The 14,909-nt window shown below is 36.4% G+C and carries 15 protein-coding genes, 1 tRNA gene and 1 pseudogene; 14 read left to right on the top strand and 3 right to left on the bottom strand.

The window, feature by feature from the left end:
- Positions 1 to 3: 3 nt before the first annotated feature.
- Entirely contained in the window at positions 4 to 309 is a 306-nt protein-coding gene (gene flgM / locus CF67_RS04310) for a flagellar biosynthesis anti-sigma factor FlgM (protein ID WP_034414894.1), read from the bottom strand.
- A gap of 117 nt (positions 310 to 426) precedes the next feature.
- Complete coding sequence (flgA, locus tag CF67_RS04305) at positions 427 to 1,086, bottom strand: flagellar basal body P-ring formation chaperone FlgA (RefSeq protein WP_320412133.1); 660 nt, start codon at positions 1,084 to 1,086, stop codon at positions 427 to 429.
- A 160-nt stretch (positions 1,087 to 1,246) separates the two neighbouring features.
- Between flgA and CF67_RS04300 the strand changes: the two genes are divergently transcribed.
- The 14 genes and pseudogenes from CF67_RS04300 (at position 1,247) to CF67_RS04235 (ending at position 14,750) form a co-directional block, all read left to right on the top strand.
- The gene (locus CF67_RS04300) at positions 1,247 to 2,170 is read left to right on the top strand and encodes a chemotaxis protein CheV (RefSeq protein ID WP_034414890.1); all 924 of its coding nucleotides are present in this window, start codon (positions 1,247 to 1,249) and stop codon (positions 2,168 to 2,170) included.
- Positions 2,167 to 3,005: pseudogene (locus CF67_RS04295) on the top strand (CheR family methyltransferase). The gene CF67_RS04300 and the pseudogene CF67_RS04295 overlap by 4 nt, the downstream one beginning before the upstream one ends.
- Positions 3,006 to 3,106: 101 nt before the next feature.
- Entirely contained in the window at positions 3,107 to 3,502 is a 396-nt protein-coding gene (flgB, locus tag CF67_RS04290; protein WP_034414888.1) for a flagellar basal body rod protein FlgB, read from the top strand.
- 5 nt (positions 3,503 to 3,507) lie between these two features.
- Positions 3,508 to 3,921, top strand: coding sequence for a flagellar basal body rod protein FlgC (flgC, locus tag CF67_RS04285; RefSeq protein WP_034414885.1), 414 nt, complete (start codon positions 3,508 to 3,510; stop codon positions 3,919 to 3,921).
- A 17-nt stretch (positions 3,922 to 3,938) separates the two neighbouring features.
- Positions 3,939 to 4,640, top strand: a complete 702-nt coding sequence (locus tag CF67_RS04280) for a flagellar hook assembly protein FlgD (RefSeq protein ID WP_034414883.1) — start codon at positions 3,939 to 3,941, stop codon at positions 4,638 to 4,640.
- A gap of 21 nt (positions 4,641 to 4,661) precedes the next feature.
- Positions 4,662 to 5,966 carry a flagellar hook protein FlgE gene (flgE, locus tag CF67_RS04275; RefSeq protein ID WP_034414880.1) on the top strand — a complete coding sequence of 435 codons (1,305 nt, stop codon included), beginning with the start codon at positions 4,662 to 4,664 and terminating at the stop codon, positions 5,964 to 5,966.
- A gap of 68 nt (positions 5,967 to 6,034) precedes the next feature.
- On the top strand, positions 6,035 to 6,784 hold the full coding sequence (locus tag CF67_RS04270) for a flagellar basal body rod protein FlgF (protein ID WP_034414878.1): 750 nt from the start codon (positions 6,035 to 6,037) through the stop codon (positions 6,782 to 6,784).
- A 21-nt stretch (positions 6,785 to 6,805) separates the two neighbouring features.
- Positions 6,806 to 7,594: a flagellar basal-body rod protein FlgG gene (flgG, locus tag CF67_RS04265; RefSeq protein WP_034414875.1), complete on the top strand. Its 789-nt coding sequence runs from the start codon at positions 6,806 to 6,808 to the stop codon at positions 7,592 to 7,594.
- Positions 7,595 to 7,614: 20 nt separating this feature from the next.
- A complete protein-coding gene (locus CF67_RS04260) occupies positions 7,615 to 8,382 on the top strand; it encodes a flagellar basal body L-ring protein FlgH (protein ID WP_034414873.1) in 768 nt (255 codons plus the stop codon).
- 42 nt (positions 8,383 to 8,424) lie between these two features.
- Entirely contained in the window at positions 8,425 to 9,456 is a 1,032-nt protein-coding gene (locus tag CF67_RS04255; protein ID WP_034414871.1) for a flagellar basal body P-ring protein FlgI, read from the top strand.
- 8 nt (positions 9,457 to 9,464) lie between these two features.
- Positions 9,465 to 10,325 (top strand): flagellar assembly peptidoglycan hydrolase FlgJ, encoded by an 861-nt coding sequence (flgJ, locus tag CF67_RS04250; RefSeq protein ID WP_034414870.1) that lies wholly within the window; start codon positions 9,465 to 9,467, stop codon positions 10,323 to 10,325.
- A gap of 87 nt (positions 10,326 to 10,412) precedes the next feature.
- Positions 10,413 to 12,272 carry a flagellar hook-associated protein FlgK gene (gene flgK / locus CF67_RS04245; protein WP_034414868.1) on the top strand — a complete coding sequence of 620 codons (1,860 nt, stop codon included), beginning with the start codon at positions 10,413 to 10,415 and terminating at the stop codon, positions 12,270 to 12,272.
- Between the two features lie 19 nt (positions 12,273 to 12,291).
- Entirely contained in the window at positions 12,292 to 13,485 is a 1,194-nt protein-coding gene (gene flgL / locus CF67_RS04240; protein WP_034414866.1) for a flagellar hook-associated protein FlgL, read from the top strand.
- Between the two features lie 125 nt (positions 13,486 to 13,610).
- On the top strand, positions 13,611 to 14,750 hold the full coding sequence (locus CF67_RS04235) for a flagellin (RefSeq protein WP_034414863.1): 1,140 nt from the start codon (positions 13,611 to 13,613) through the stop codon (positions 14,748 to 14,750).
- An 81-nt stretch (positions 14,751 to 14,831) separates the two neighbouring features.
- Here the strand turns inward: CF67_RS04235 and CF67_RS04230 are convergent.
- Positions 14,832 to 14,906 (bottom strand) — tRNA-Gln (locus tag CF67_RS04230).
- Between the last annotated feature and the right edge of the window lie 3 nt (positions 14,907 to 14,909).

The following is a 14,909-nucleotide window of genomic DNA, read 5'->3' as shown; positions in this document are numbered from 1 at the left end:
ACTTTATAACCCACCAAGTTCTTTTTCGAATTTAATCATATTATCTGCAAGTTTTTCTGAGTCAACAGTGTATGAACCATTGTTAATTGCTTTCTTGATTTCTTTTACTTTAACAGTATCAAAAGTGGGCAATATTGCTATTTTATTGCTTATTTCATCAATATCCTTACTTTGTTGACTGAGAGAAACCATACTGTTGTCGGTATCTGCAAGCTCATTCTTTTTCGCAGAAATACACACACTGCTTTCAGAGTTAAGCGTTGAAGATGCTACAACATGCCCCGAGCGTATATTATCTACACCTGTCATACTGTGCCTTTCAAAAATGAAGATAGACGTGATCGCTATCGACAGTTATAGAAATTACTTTAGTAATTTCTATAACTGGTAGATTTTTAGAAAAAAGTAAATATTTTATAACAAGCTTCACAGGCGAACAGTGACTTCTTTAACTCCGGTTACTATCCCTTCTATGATGCGATTGGACTTCGTGTTTTTTACTTTGACTTGCTCATCGATTACTCCATCAGCGATAGCTATTCCATTAACCGTGATAGTTATATTCTTTTTTACAACTTTTATTGTAATTTTCTGATTACGGCATACAACACATATATCCTTTAGCTCGATAATATTTCCTTTATACAAATTTCTTTTTATCTTTGCTCCGATTACCATATTTAATGAGGAAAATCCTCGTTGCTGAAAACGATGTAAGTTTACCATACTTATCCTTACATCTTTAGAAGAAATAATGTGTCCTCGGTATAAAAGTTTAGTTGCTATAATTTTAGGCGTATAGGATATAATACGGACGGGAATGTAAGCTTTCCAATTATCTTCTTTACACTGTACAAGTACAGTAACATTATTAGATGAAGTATGGAGCGGAGGAGAATAAACACTTAATGGAGAAGGGCAATCCGTAGCGAAGATACGAGGATCTAGACTTGCTGCTTTAGCATCTAGTTTTCCTTTTTTTGATCTTTCAATGTGATTAATGACATAGTTTTCTGCAGCTTGTTGAATTGCTTGTATTTGTTCATTCGTTGCAGAATGTGCAAAAAAATTTAAGAAAAGCAACAAAAAACTAAGATACAGATATATATATTTATATAAAGTTCTACACTTAATTATGGTGACGGAATGCCAACATGATTTAGAATATATCATTCTTTTTCTCTTCTCTCACAATAGATATAATAGGTTAGCACTTTTGAACAGGGTTTGATATGGAGATAAATTTATGACTGGTATTCTTGATTCAGTGAATCAACGTACGCAGCTTGTTGGTCAAAATCGATTAGAGTTATTAACTTTTCGTCTCATGGGTCCGCAACGTTATGGAATCAATGTATTTAAAGTAAAGGAAGTGCTTCAGTGTCCTAAGCTTACACTAATGCCAAATTTACATCGATTAATTAGAGGAATTGCTTATGTTCGTGGTTACACTGTTTCTGTTGTTGACTTAAATTTAGCAATTGGTGGAAAGCCAACAACTAATGTAGATAAGTGTTTTGTTGTTATTGCTGAGTTTAACCGTAGTATTCAAGCTTTTTTAGTTAGCTCAGTTGAGCGTATTATTAACATGCATTGGGAAGCAATTCTTTCTCCACCAGACGGTGCAGGGAAGGAAAGTTATTTGACAGCCGTTACTAATATTGATGATGAATTGATAGAAATTCTTGACGTAGAAAAAATTTTAGCTGAAATATCTCCAAGTGATGAAACAATGGATGTCTTGATTGGCAAAGCAATTACTCAAGCTGAGTCTAAAAAAACAATAGTGCGTCGTGTTTTGATCGCTGATGATTCTGCAGTAGCAAGGAGACAGGTAGAACGTGCAATTGTATCTATTGGTTTCGAAACTATTGTGGCTAAAGACGGCAAAGAAGCGTATGAAAAACTTTTAGAAATGGCATCTAAAGGTGATATATACGATCAAATTTCTTTAGTGATTTCAGATATTGAAATGCCGAGTATGGATGGTTACACATTGACGGCAGAAATACGCCGAAACCCTAACTTAAAGAAATTGTATGTAATTCTTCATTCTTCACTTAGTGGTGTTTTTAATCAAGCAATGGTAGAAAGAGTTGGTGCGAATTCGTTCATCTCTAAGTTCGACCCCAATGAACTTGGTAACGCAGTGAAAACTGCGATAATATGATTAAAAGAGATATTGTAAGATCGGTTGAAATAGGTGACCAAGAATATCATGATTTTAAGCCTTTTTGGAATCCCAGTATGGTATTGTCTTAGTGGATGGGAGGCGTGTTTGCTAAAAAGTCGATTGTATCCTTTGATAAAAAAGTTTAATGCAGATTCTTTATCTCGGGATATCATAGTAGCTTGGAATCATGATTTGCGTACCGCTGTAGATGCCATGACAATTAATGAAACGCTATGCTTTAGAGATGCTTGTCCATTTGTTTTATCCGGTAATCTATTACCAGAAACAGCTTCTTGTAGACAACCAATTTAAATTTAGTCTGCAGCAAGTTCATTAGGTAGAGAACCATATTCTATGGTGATGACGATAGTGGAAACTCAGTGATGTGATCCTGGAATGTTGCCAAAAGTTTCGATTACTGCAACTGATATTTCTGAGGGTATGCTAGATTTGTGTCGCACGGGTATTTATGATCGTCCAGCGATTGGAAGCGATCTTTCCCCTGGACGTTGCCGGAATTTTTTAGATATTGGTAATGATCGTGTGAAAGTTAAAGATAATATCAAGCATTTAGTTAGCTTTCGTTCTCAAAATTTAGTGGAAAGCTACAAGCTACTTGGTAAATTTGATGTTGTGTTTTGTCGTGATGTTCTCATTTGTTTTTCGATTGACATGAAATCTTGAATATTTAAGAAAGATAGCAGGTAGTCTCAATTCTAGTGGATATCTTTTTCTTGGAGCGTCAGAATCTTTACTTGGTTTAAGTGATCGTTTTAAAATGATTCATTGTAATCCTGGAATTATTTATAAACTTAAATGGTTTTCTAGTTGATCATAACTGTTGTTTAACAACATGGTCTGATAATTGCAGTTTTCTTCGATACTTTTAAAAATAGTGCAAAACTGCACCCGTTTTTTCATTTTGAGGCGAGAGTGGCTATTTCTTTCAATAAAGCTTTGGGGATTCATCAGTATACGATAGGTATACGTGAACGTAATACTGAGCTAATCTCAAATAATATCGCACAGGCAAATACACCTGGATTTAAAGCACAAGGCATGGATTTTCAAAAAGCTTTATCAATGGTAGAGTCTGGAAAAAATGTAAGTCTTAGTCGGACAGATAGTCGGCATCTTTTTTCCTCAAGCACTGTACTGGAGCAGCACCTTTATCGTATTCCTAATCAACCTGACACAGGTGATGGCAATACAGTAGATGTGGATTTAGAACGCAATCTGTTCATGCAAAATCAAATCAGACATCAAGCTTCGCTAGATTTTTTAGGCAGTAAATTTAAAAACTTACTAAAGGCAATTAAAGGAGAATAGTTCAGATGAGTTTATTCAATGTATTTGATGTAGTTGCTTCAGCTATGCGAGCTGAATCTATTCGTTTGAATACCACTTCAAGCAATTTAGCGAACGCAGATAGTGTTTCCAGCTCAGCTATAGACACTTACAGGGCGCGTCATCCTGTGTTTGGTGTTGAATTGAGTCGAGCACGTCACAATTCGCACAGCATGCTGGTTAAAGTGTTAGGTGTTGTTGAGAGTAATAAGCCTCTTAATGTGGAGTATAACCCTAATCATCCACTTGCAAACTCCGAAGGTTATATTTATAGACCTAACGTCAATATGGTAGAAGAAATGGCAAATATGATTTCTGCTTCTCGTTCATATCAAACAAATGTGCAAGTAGCAGATTCAAGTAAACAAATGCTTCTGCGTACGTTGCAGATGGGTAAATAAGTATTTTGGGGTGGCATATGGCTGAATTTGATAGCATTAGTCAAATTGGTTTCTCCTACATTGAGCAACTTAAGAGTTTGCAAGAGAAGAAAAATCTTAATGAAGCAACAACTAAGCAGGAACTTAAACAGGAAGATTTCTTTTCATTGCTTACCAAGCAACTCGCTCAGCAAGATCCATTTAAGCCAGTTAGCAATGATCAGATGATTGCGCAAATGGCCTCGTTTGCAACCGTTGATGGCATTGGTAGAATGAACTCTCAATTTGAAAAATTGAACGTATCAATGACATCTAATCAAGCCTTACAGGCTTCTTCATTAGTAGGTCGTAATGTATTAGTGGAAAGCATGGTAGGTACAAAGCAAGATGGTGAAGGGATGGTAGCAATGGTTCAGCTTCCTCAAGCTTTAGATAACTTGTTTGTTCGAATTGAAGATAAAGCAGGGAAATTGGTACGTACACTGGAAATAGGATCTAAACCTGCGGGTGCTAGTCGTATTGAATGGGATGGCAAAGATGAAAATGGCACTCCGTTGCCTGCAGGTAAGTATAGGGTAAGAGCTTCAGGTTTGTTTAATGGAGAGAGCAAGGAATTTAACGTATTGACGTATGCAAATGTTAACAGTGTGTTGCTCGGTAAAGGCAGTGTATTGCTCAATTTGGCTGGTTTCGAATCTCCAATTCGACTTTCCGATGTGCTGGAAGTGAGTAAATCATAACTAAATTAGGAGATTATAGTAATGTCGTATGTATCTTTAAGCGGTTTATCTGCGGCTCAGTTGGATCTGAACACTACGAGCAATAATATTGCAAATGCAAACACATTTGGTTTTAAGGAGTCTCGCGCAGAGTTTGGTGATGTGCATTCAACTTCCTTATTTACTAATGCTAAAACTACTCCTGGTCAAGGTGTTCAGGCGAGCAAAGTTGCTCAACAATTTCATGAAGGTTCAAGTATTTATACTAATAATCCCATGGATTTGCGTATATCTGGTACAGGATTTTTTGTGGTAGCGAAAGACCGTTTGATACCTCAGCAAAATGAACTAACGCGTAACGGTTCTTTTCATATTAACAAAGATAATTATATTGTAACAGCAAATGATCAATTTGTGCTCGGTTATCAAGTTAATAAAGACACTGGTGACGTGTTATCCTATGAACCTAGTCCATTATCTATCCCTGCAGAATTCGGTAAACCAAAACAAACGGCTAATATTGATGTTGGTGTTAATTTGCCTGCAAATGGGGATATGAAAGATCCTTCTCTATTTGATTATAACGATCCTGACACTTATAACCGTTCTACATCCTCAAGTATCTATGATTCTATGGGTCAATCTTATAAATTAACGACATACTATTTAAAAGATAAAAATCAGGCAAATACATGGCAAACATATTATACAGTAACTGATCAAGCTGGTGAGAAAGCGATTAATATCGTAGGTGGTGATGCGATATCTCCAGTTGGACATGTCGGTCATACGATGAGATTTAATAATGACGGGACACTTTCAAGTTTGAATAATAATCAGAACGTTGTATCGGAAGCGTTGGGTTCTGGATTGAATCCAGTTGATTTAAATGGTGCAGATACTACTCAGACGTTATCATTTAGTTTAAATACGGCAACACAGTATTCTGCACCGTTTGAACTGAGCAAATTTTATGAAGATGGGGCAACAACTGGTTTTTTAACCAAAATTGATTTTGATGAAAATGGTACACTGCTAGGCGCTTATTCCAATGGTGAAAATGTAAATTTAGGTCGAGTTGCTATGGCTCGAGTTCCAAACGAGCAAGGTCTTGATAAAAGAGGTGGTACTCAGTGGGATTCAACACAATTTTCTGGTAGTAAGATTTGGGGTGAATCTAATAAAGGTGCGTTTGGCACTATTAACAATGGTAGTTTGGAACAATCAAATATAGATATGACTCAAGAGTTGGTCGATCTGATTTCTGCCCAACGTAATTTTCAGGCAAATTCACGTTCCTTAGAAGTTCATAATCAATTGCAAAAAAATATTCTGCAAATTCGTTAATTGTGTTATCGGCACTCTTTTTGCGGTCTACTGAGATGTTTTTAAAAGTACAATGATTGGGATGGATTATGGATCACGCGTTATTTTTAGCGATGAGCGGTGCAAAGCAAAGTATGCAAGCTATACAACTAAGGGCTAACAACTTAGCAAATGTTAACACCACAGGTTTTCGTTCTGATTTAGCGCAAGCTAGATCAATGCAAGTATATGGTGTAGGTTTTCCTAGTCGTGTATTTAGTATGGTAGAGCGTCCAGGACAAAATTTTTCTCAAGGTAATGTGATTACCACTGGTCGTGATTTAGATATGATCATTCAGGGTGATGGTTGGATTTCAGTATTAGATCAAACAGGTAATGAAGGACTGACGCGTAATGGTAGCTTCAGTATCAATAAAAATGGTTTGTTGACTAATTCGTTTGGTCATTTAGTTTTAGGTGATACTAATACACCTATAACATTACCGATCCCACTCAGTAAAGTAGAGATTGGTAGCGATGGAACTGTTTCTGTAGTTCCGCAAGGTGCTCCAGCTGATGCAATCGAAATTGTTAATCGTATTAAATTAACCAGTAGTAATCAGCCTTTATTCAAAGGTTCAAACGGTCTTTTTCATCTGAAAGGGCAAGATGCGGTGTATGAAACTGATACCAATATAAGGCTACTTACAGGTGCTGTTGAAGGAAGCAATGTTAACTCTGTCACTGAAATGACGAACTTGATCGATTTACAAAGACAGTTTGAAGTACAGATAAAGATGATGAGTACTATAGAAGATATGGACAAGGCGTCTGCTTCTTTAATTAGCAGTACAAATTAGTGAGAATCTAAGGAGATAATTATGTACCCTGCATTATGGGTCAGCAAGAGTGGTTTGGATGCACAGCAAGTGAATATTTCTAATATTTCTAATAACTTGGCTAATGCGTCAACAGTTGGGTATAAAAAAAGCCATGTTGTGTTTGAAGATCTGTTTTATCAAAATATTAACCAACCTGGTGGTCAGTCATCTCAAAATACTGAGCTACCTAGTGGTTTAATGCTTGGTGCAGGTTCTAAAGTTGTCGCGACGCAAAAGATACATAGTCAAGGGAATACGCAGACCACAACTAACAGTTTGGATATGATGATAGAAGGTGATGGTTTTTTTCAAATTTTAATGCCTGATGGCAGCGTAGGTTATACTCGGAATGGTCAATTTACCGTGAACGATGTGGGTGAAGTCGTGACTTCCGGTGCTGGTTACAGCTTAGAACCGGAAATTACAATTCCGGATAACGCAATTAATATTACTATCAGTACTGATGGTGAAGTATCAGTGCGTGTTCGAGGTCAGCAAGAGAATCAAGTCGTTGGTCAAATTACTACTGTAGATTTTATAAACCCAAGTGGTTTAGAGCCAATTGGTCAAAATCTTTATTTGCCAACTGGGGCAAGTGGTGTACCTCAAGAGGGTGTACCTGGCTTAGAGGGTTTTGGTAGCATACGTCAGTCGATGTTAGAAACATCAAACGTCAATGTGACCGAAGAGTTGGTAAACATGATTGAGGCTCAGCGTGTATATGAAATGAATTCTAAAGTTATTTCTGCAGTCGACGAAATGATGGGTTTCATTAATCAACAATTATAGCATTATTGTGGGATAAGCACATGTTCTTATTATCCGTAATTTTGGTTCTTATGCCGCTTTTAGGTTGTAGTGCGTTTGATCCGTTAATTAAAGTTCCAGATTCTATGCAGAATAAAAAAACGATAGATACTGTTAAGGAAAACGAAGATAATAGTTCTAGAACTGTTCATTCTCATTCTGAACCAGTGAAGAAAGGTGATCCTATTTGGAGTCCTATTTATCCTAAACATACACCTAAACACTATATAGCAGAAACAGGCTCATTGTTTAGTCTAAGTAACTCCAATAGTTTATATACTAATTCAAGATCGCATGCTGTTGGCGATATTATCACTGTCCAGTTACATGAAAATACCAAAGCAGCAAAGAGTGCTAATTCTGGTCTTTCAAAAAATAACGATTTATCGATGGCTCCGCTGGAGCTTGGTGGTAAGGTACTTGACATTGATGATCACAATTTTTCGTATAAATTAAGCAATGATAATAAATTTTCTGGGAGTGCGGAATCCAATCAGAGCAATAGTATTGCCGGTTCAGTTACTGTTGAAGTAGTTGAGGTATTGACTAACGGTAATTTAGTAGTTCGCGGTGAAAAATGGTTGACGTTGAATACGGGTGATGAATATATTCGATTCAGCGGTATTATTCGTCCGGTCGATATCGATTTTGATAATACTGTTGTTTCAAAGCGAGTTTTTAACGCTCGAATTCAGTACTCTACTACTGGATCTAATCAAGATATACAAAAACCTAAATTTTTTGCACAATTCTTTGGCGCGTCTCTGTAATTTTTTAATATTGTTATTTTTAGTGGATTTAAAGGTGGAGTGGTGAAATTTTTTTTTCTGTTGCTTGTTAGTCTCTTAGGTGTCTTTGTAAGAGCAGAAGCAGCACGAATTAAAGATGTATCTGAAGTAGCAGGGATTCGTAGCAATCAATTAGTTGGTTATGGCTTGGTTACCGGCTTAGTGGGTACAGGAGAATCAACGCCTTTCACAGATCAAAGTTTCAATGTTATGCTTCAGAAATTTGGTATTGTGTTGCCCCCTGGAGTTAAACCTAAGAATAAAAATGTTGCAGCTGTGATTGTAACAGCTAATATGCCTGCTTTTTCTAAACAAGGACAATCCATCGACGTTGTAGTTTCGTCTATTGGTTCTGCAAAAAGTCTTCGAGGTGGCACTTTAGTGCAAACCTTTCTTAAGGGTTTAGATGGAGAAATTTATGCTGTTGCTCAAGGAAATCTACTTGTCAGTAATTTTAGTCTAAATGCTGATGATGGTTCAAAAGTTATTGGAAATAACCCAACTGCCGGTATGATTTTAAACGGAGCTATTGTTGAAAGAGAAATCCCAACTCCATTCAGTCGTGGCGACTTTATCACGTTTCATTTATTGGACTCTGATTTCACAACTGCTCAGCGTATGGTTGATGCAGTAAATGATTTTCTCGGTTCTCAAATAGCATTTGCAATTGATGCAACTACAGTAAAAGTGCGTGCGCCGAGAGATGTTAGTGAACGAGTAGTTTTTCTATCAACAATTGAAAATCTAGAGTTCAATCCAGCTGATAGTTCAGCAAAAATTATCATTAATTCACGTACAGGTACCATTGTAATTGGTAAACATGTTCGTCTCAAACCTTCCGCTGTTACCCACGGTGCTATGACAGTAGCGATAGAAGAATATAGTTTAGATACTGATGGAAAGGAGGGTAGAATGTTTAAGTTTGAGCCAGGTTCGACATTAGATGATCTAGTGAGAACAGTAAATGAAGTAGGTGCAGCGCCTTCAGATTTGATGGCTATTTTGCAAGCTTTGAAACAAGCAGGAGCAATTGAAGGTAAATTAATTATTATCTAAGGAATGGTATGGTTACTAATCGGAGTAATGTCGACTTCATTTACGATGTTGCTAGTTTAGATCGATTACGTCAGCAAGCTAAACTTATTGGCAATGAAAAAGAGGTTCTAACCGCAGTAGCGAATCAATTTGAATCCATTTTTATTTCAATTTTGTTTAATTCAATGCGTTCTGCAAATTTGGCTTTCGAATCTGATTTTATTGCAAACAACAATGAGAAATTTTATCGTCAAATGTTAGATGAACAAATATCAAGCAATTTAAGTAACTCAAATTTGTTTGGATTGTCTGATATGATTGTTGCGCAGTTAAGTTTAAGTTTTACCTCAAAAAAAAATGATGCAGCGGTATATGAAAAAAATTTGAATTTATCAACAAAATCTGAATCAACATATTTTAATTCACAAGAAGGTTTTGTTACTTTAATGCAGCCGTATGCTGATCAGTTTGCAAAGGTTCTTGGGGTTAGTTCATCGTTGCTGTTGGCTCAAGCAGCTTTAGAAACGGGTTGGGGTCAGAAAATTGCTCAAAATGTCAATGGTAGCAGTAAAAATTTATTTAATATCAAGGCAGATAAAACTTGGCAGGGAGATAAGTTGGTTAAACAAGTCTTGGAGTACCATTGTGGTATGCCAGTTAAAGAGAAAGCAGTATTTCGATCTTATCGGACTTATCGAGATAGCTTTAATGATTATGTGAATTTTCTTGATCAAAACCCTCGTTATAGAAAAGCACTACAATACAGCAATAATGATGAAGGTTTTATTCGTACTGTTCATAAAGCCGGTTACGCGACAGATCCTCTATATGCTGATAAAGTTCTGCATATTAAAGAACATATAGAACAGCTGTCAAAAACGGTTTTATAGAAGTTGTTTATTTGTTCAAACACTTATTTTGGTGCAAACATTGCCTGATAATTCAAAGACATTAAGTAACCACGAATTGGGGGGAATATGGTCTCGGATCTTTTTGATATAGGTAGACAAAGTGTTCTAACAGCTCAGAAACAACTCAATATTACAGGTCACAACATTTCTAATGTTAATACAGAAGGTTATAGTCGCCAGTCAGTTATACAGGCAAGTAATCCTCCTCGTCAGCATGATGGAGAAGTATATAGCATGGGTGTGCATGTGGAAAAAATTCGTCGTTCATGGGATCAATTTTCTCTTAATGAATTTAATTCATCAGTAACTAATTTCGCTTTTAATCAAAATATGGAAGAAAGTTTCAGTATGCTTTCTTCTATCGTAGCCGAAAATATTCCAGATAGTTTCAACGAATGGTTCAGTTCTATCAAAGCATTAGCCGATAGTCCAAATGATATCGGTGTTCGTAAGATTGTATTGGAAAAAGCAGCCGTGATTGCTAATAGCTTAAATAATTTATATGAAACTATTCGATTACAATCCGATATCATTGATAAAAAACTCAATGTTGGGGTTGAACGTATTAATCAACTTGCTTATGAACTGCGCGATCTAAAACGCTTAATGATGCGCACATCTGAGCAAAATAATGATGTATTGGATCAACATGCAAAGCTTATATCTGACTTGTGTAGATATATAAAAGTTATTATCACACCATATAAAGATAATAAAGGTTATAATGTTCACATTGGTAATGGAAATACGTTGGTTTCAGGGTTGGAAGTTAGCGAATTGAAAATTATCGATGGTTACCCTGATGTGAATCAATTTCGTTTAGGTATGCTTGAAGGCGAAGGAACGAAAGCTGTTCTAAGCAAAGATATTGATGGTGAGATCGGAGCTTTACTTGATATGCGTAATAAATATATCCCTCAGGTTATGGATGAAATTGGTCGTATGAGTTTGTCATTTGCTTATGAACTCAATAAACTTCAGTCGCAAGGTTTAGATTTACGCGGAAATATAGGAAGTTTAATTTTTACTGATGTGAATTCAGATTTAGCAGTTAAGTCTCGCGTAGTTCAAGCTGGAAATTCAAGTGCTGATTTTTCTGTTTTTATTGAAGATATAAACCAGATCAAGCAAGGGGAGTATCTGATCGAATATGTCGATGCCAATTACATGGTAACATCGCCAAATGGAAAGCAATTTTCAGTGCCTCTAGTGGATAATTTTTTAGTTTTTGATGGAATTCGTATTGAAGTGAATAACAATTTAGAGATAGGAGAGAAAGTATTAATTCGACCAACTCGTCATGGTGCCGCTCATATTCAAATGGCAACGAATGATCCAATGGAAATTGCAGCGCAAAGCTACGAAGGGTTGAATACTGCTAGAGGTAAAGCTGAATTTAGAGTCATGACAGTAGGTGATTTACGTGAGTTTGAAATTGTGATATCAAAAGAGGGAAATCAATTTGTAGTTACTGACACTAACGGAAAAATATTATTAAAACCACAGAAATATCCACCGTCTAGTCCTATTGCAGTGCGAGGTACGACCTTTGAATTGACTGCCGGAGCTTTGTCGAATGCCAAGTTTAGGGTCAATCTTGTCCCTTCAGAAGGCGATAATGGAAATTTGCTTAAGATGCAGAATTTACAGAGAGATAAAGTGCTTAATAGCGAAGAATCAACGATTCTGGATATTTACTATGATCTTAATACTGATATCAGTTTAAAGACATCGATAGCCTCACGTTTGGCTGATATCTCGCGTTTGGAAAAGAAAGTTTCAGAGGAACGTATTGCTTCAATTGCTGGGGTAAATCTTGATGAAGAAGCAGCTAATATGATGAAATTCCAACAAGCTTATATGGCATCCTCACGAATTTTACAGACGGCAAATGATACCTTCAACGCGATTTTGGCTTTGAGATAGTAGGGAAGGGAATTAAAAAATGTTGAATCGAATATCTAGTTTTCACAGCTATCAATCTGTTCAAAATGATTTGCGTCGTCAAGAAAATAAAATTCATAATAATCAAGTGCAATTAGCTTCTGGTAAGAAGTTAATACGGAGTAGTGACGATCCGTTATCTACGAATTATATTCAAAATATTGGACAAGAGTCAGAACAGATTAGGCAATACATAGATGCGATTGCTTTAGTACGGAAGCGTCTTCAGGACCATGAAGTTATTATATCTAGTGCTGAAACTTTCATTGATGAAGCGAAACGTACTGTGATGGAAATGATTAATGGTTCACTGTCATCTGAAGATAGAAAAGCTAAATCACGAAAAATTGAAGAAATAGCGCGAAATTTTTTTGCTTTAGTTAACACCCAAGATGAATTAGGTAACTATGTTTACTCTGGGACTAGATCTGAAAATCAAGCATTTTTTTCTGATCAAAATGGGACAGTGATTTATATAGGTAATAGCTATCAGAAAAAGATGAAAATTTCCAATCTATTAGAGATAGCTGTTAGTGATCCTGGCGATAAACTTTTTATGAAAATTCGTAATCCATATGGCGATTTTGAACCGCAGTATCGATTGCAAAATTCTTCGGAGTTATTGTTAGAGAACGCAAGCAATTTAGATGTAAATGATCGATCTAGCTATACAGTAACGTTTATTGAGATTTCAAAAGGTAAGTATGGCTATCAATTAGAGAAGGATGGCAATATTGTAAAAGTGGATGAATTTGATCCTTCTAAAGGTATTCAATATGAGAGTGTGTCTATCCAAATTAAAAAACGCATTACGGAGGGAGATTCTATTCTTCTAGAACCTAGAAAAAATTACTCAGTTTTTGAAAGTTTACAAAATGCGATTCAATTGTCTCAAGGTTCTATTTCAGACTCTAATATTACAGCAAAGTTGCATCAAATTGTTCGAGAATTACATACTGCTTTTCTTCATTTAAATCAAGCTCATACAGATGTTGGTGTGAGACTTAATACACTTGATATACAAGAACAGCATCATGAAGATCTAAGATTAATTTTAGAAAAAACGAAAAGCAACCTTGAAGATCTTGATTATGTCAAGGCAGCGATTGAGTTTAGTGAAAATTCGAGAGCTCTGCAGGCATCGCAAATCGCATTTAGCAAAGCAAAAGATCTAACTCTTTTCAATTATATATAGTCAGAGTTTAGCTTGCATAGTTAACTTAGACGTTAATTGTAGTCGCTACAATACTTGCGGAGTTACTGTAACAGTTGGCTGTTTTGCAAGAGAATTTAAAATACGCTAGGAGAAAGAAGAAAAGTATGACCATTACAGTGAATACTAATGTTGCATCACTAGTTACTCAGCGTTATTTAGCAAAGGCGAGTAGTGAATTGCATACTTCTATGGAGCGTTTATCGTCAGGAAGCAGAATCAACAGTGCAAAAGATGATGCAGTTGGATTGCAAATTTCTAATAGATTGAGAGCACAATCACGCGCTCTTGACGTGGCAATGCGGAATGCTAATGACGGTATTGCCATTGCTCAAACGGCGGAAGGAGCGATGAATGAATCAACTAATATTTTGCAACGTATGCGTGATTTAGCACTTCAATCATCTAATGGTGTTAATTCAGTATTAGAACGTCGAGCACTTAGCGCAGAAGTTATAACGCTGCAAGATGAGTTAAATCGAGTTGCAGAAACAACTTCGTTTGGTGGTCAGAAATTGTTAAATGGATCATTTGGTGAAGCATCGTTTCAAATTGGTGCTAACTCTGGTGAAGCGATTATTATGGGTTTAACGAGTCTCCGTGCTGATGATTTTCGTATGGGAGGTCAGTCCTTTATTGCTGAAAGAGGTAAGAGTAAAGAGTGGGTTGTATCATCTAGCCGAAGAGATATTAAATTTGAATTTACTACAAAATCGGGACAGGTCATCACTATTGAGATTATCGCTAAAAAGGGTGATGATATTGAAGAAGTAGCAACATATATTAATGGTCAATCGGATAGGCTGCAGTCATCAGTTGATGAAGAAGGTAGACTGCAAATTTTTGCCTCAGAGTCAAATCTAAGGGGTGAGTTGAGTATTTCTGGTAATTTAGCTGACGAACTTGGATTAGAGGGTGGATTAGGTACTTTGAGTACAGTACAAGATATTGACATTAGTTCAGTCGGCGGTTCACAAAATGCGGTCAGCATTATCGATGCCGCGCTTAAGTATGTGGATAAGCAGCGCGCGGATCTTGGTGTGAAGCAAAATCAATTGAATTATAGTATTAACAACCTCGCTAGTATACAAGAAAATATTGAGTCTTCAAATAGCCGTATTAGAGATACGGATTTTGCTAAAGAAACGACACAATTAACAAGATCTCAAATTTTACAACAGGTAGGCACAGCAATACTTGCTCAAGCTAAACAACTCCCTAACGCTGCGATGATACTACTACAATAAGTGATCCGTAACATCTTGTTTTAAACACTAAATGAATTAGTATTAACTGGCGAGCTTAAAGTAAATTAAGATATCAGACTGTGGCTGGGCTACCTGGATTCGAACCAGGGAATGCCGGCATCAAAAGCCGGTGCCTTACCGCTTGGCGATAGCCCAACG

This window comes from Candidatus Photodesmus blepharonis, assembly GCF_000731795.2.
GTDB classification, from domain to species: domain Bacteria; phylum Pseudomonadota; class Gammaproteobacteria; order Enterobacterales; family Vibrionaceae; genus Vibrio; species Vibrio blepharonis.
This window is presented reverse-complemented; position numbering and strand designations above follow the sequence as displayed.

Excerpts from the sequence above, each read along its gene's own strand:
- flgK (WP_034414868.1), top strand. The coding sequence starts at position 10,413 with ATGGTCTCGGATCTTTTTGATATAGGTAGACAAAGTGTTCTAACAGCT.
- CF67_RS04300 (WP_034414890.1), top strand. The coding sequence starts at position 1,247 with ATGACTGGTATTCTTGATTCAGTGAATCAACGTACGCAGCTTGTTGGT.
- flgG (WP_034414875.1), top strand. The coding sequence starts at position 6,806 with ATGTACCCTGCATTATGGGTCAGCAAGAGTGGTTTGGATGCACAGCAA.
- flgE (WP_034414880.1), top strand. The coding sequence starts at position 4,662 with ATGTCGTATGTATCTTTAAGCGGTTTATCTGCGGCTCAGTTGGATCTG.
- flgJ (WP_034414870.1), top strand. The coding sequence starts at position 9,465 with ATGGTTACTAATCGGAGTAATGTCGACTTCATTTACGATGTTGCTAGT.
- CF67_RS04270 (WP_034414878.1), top strand. The coding sequence starts at position 6,035 with ATGGATCACGCGTTATTTTTAGCGATGAGCGGTGCAAAGCAAAGTATG.
- CF67_RS04260 (WP_034414873.1), top strand. The coding sequence starts at position 7,615 with ATGTTCTTATTATCCGTAATTTTGGTTCTTATGCCGCTTTTAGGTTGT.
- flgC (WP_034414885.1), top strand. The coding sequence starts at position 3,508 with ATGAGTTTATTCAATGTATTTGATGTAGTTGCTTCAGCTATGCGAGCT.
- CF67_RS04280 (WP_034414883.1), top strand. The coding sequence starts at position 3,939 with ATGGCTGAATTTGATAGCATTAGTCAAATTGGTTTCTCCTACATTGAG.
- CF67_RS04235 (WP_034414863.1), top strand. The coding sequence starts at position 13,611 with ATGACCATTACAGTGAATACTAATGTTGCATCACTAGTTACTCAGCGT.
- flgM (WP_034414894.1), bottom strand. The coding sequence starts at position 309 with ATGACAGGTGTAGATAATATACGCTCGGGGCATGTTGTAGCATCTTCA.
- flgL (WP_034414866.1), top strand. The coding sequence starts at position 12,292 with ATGTTGAATCGAATATCTAGTTTTCACAGCTATCAATCTGTTCAAAAT.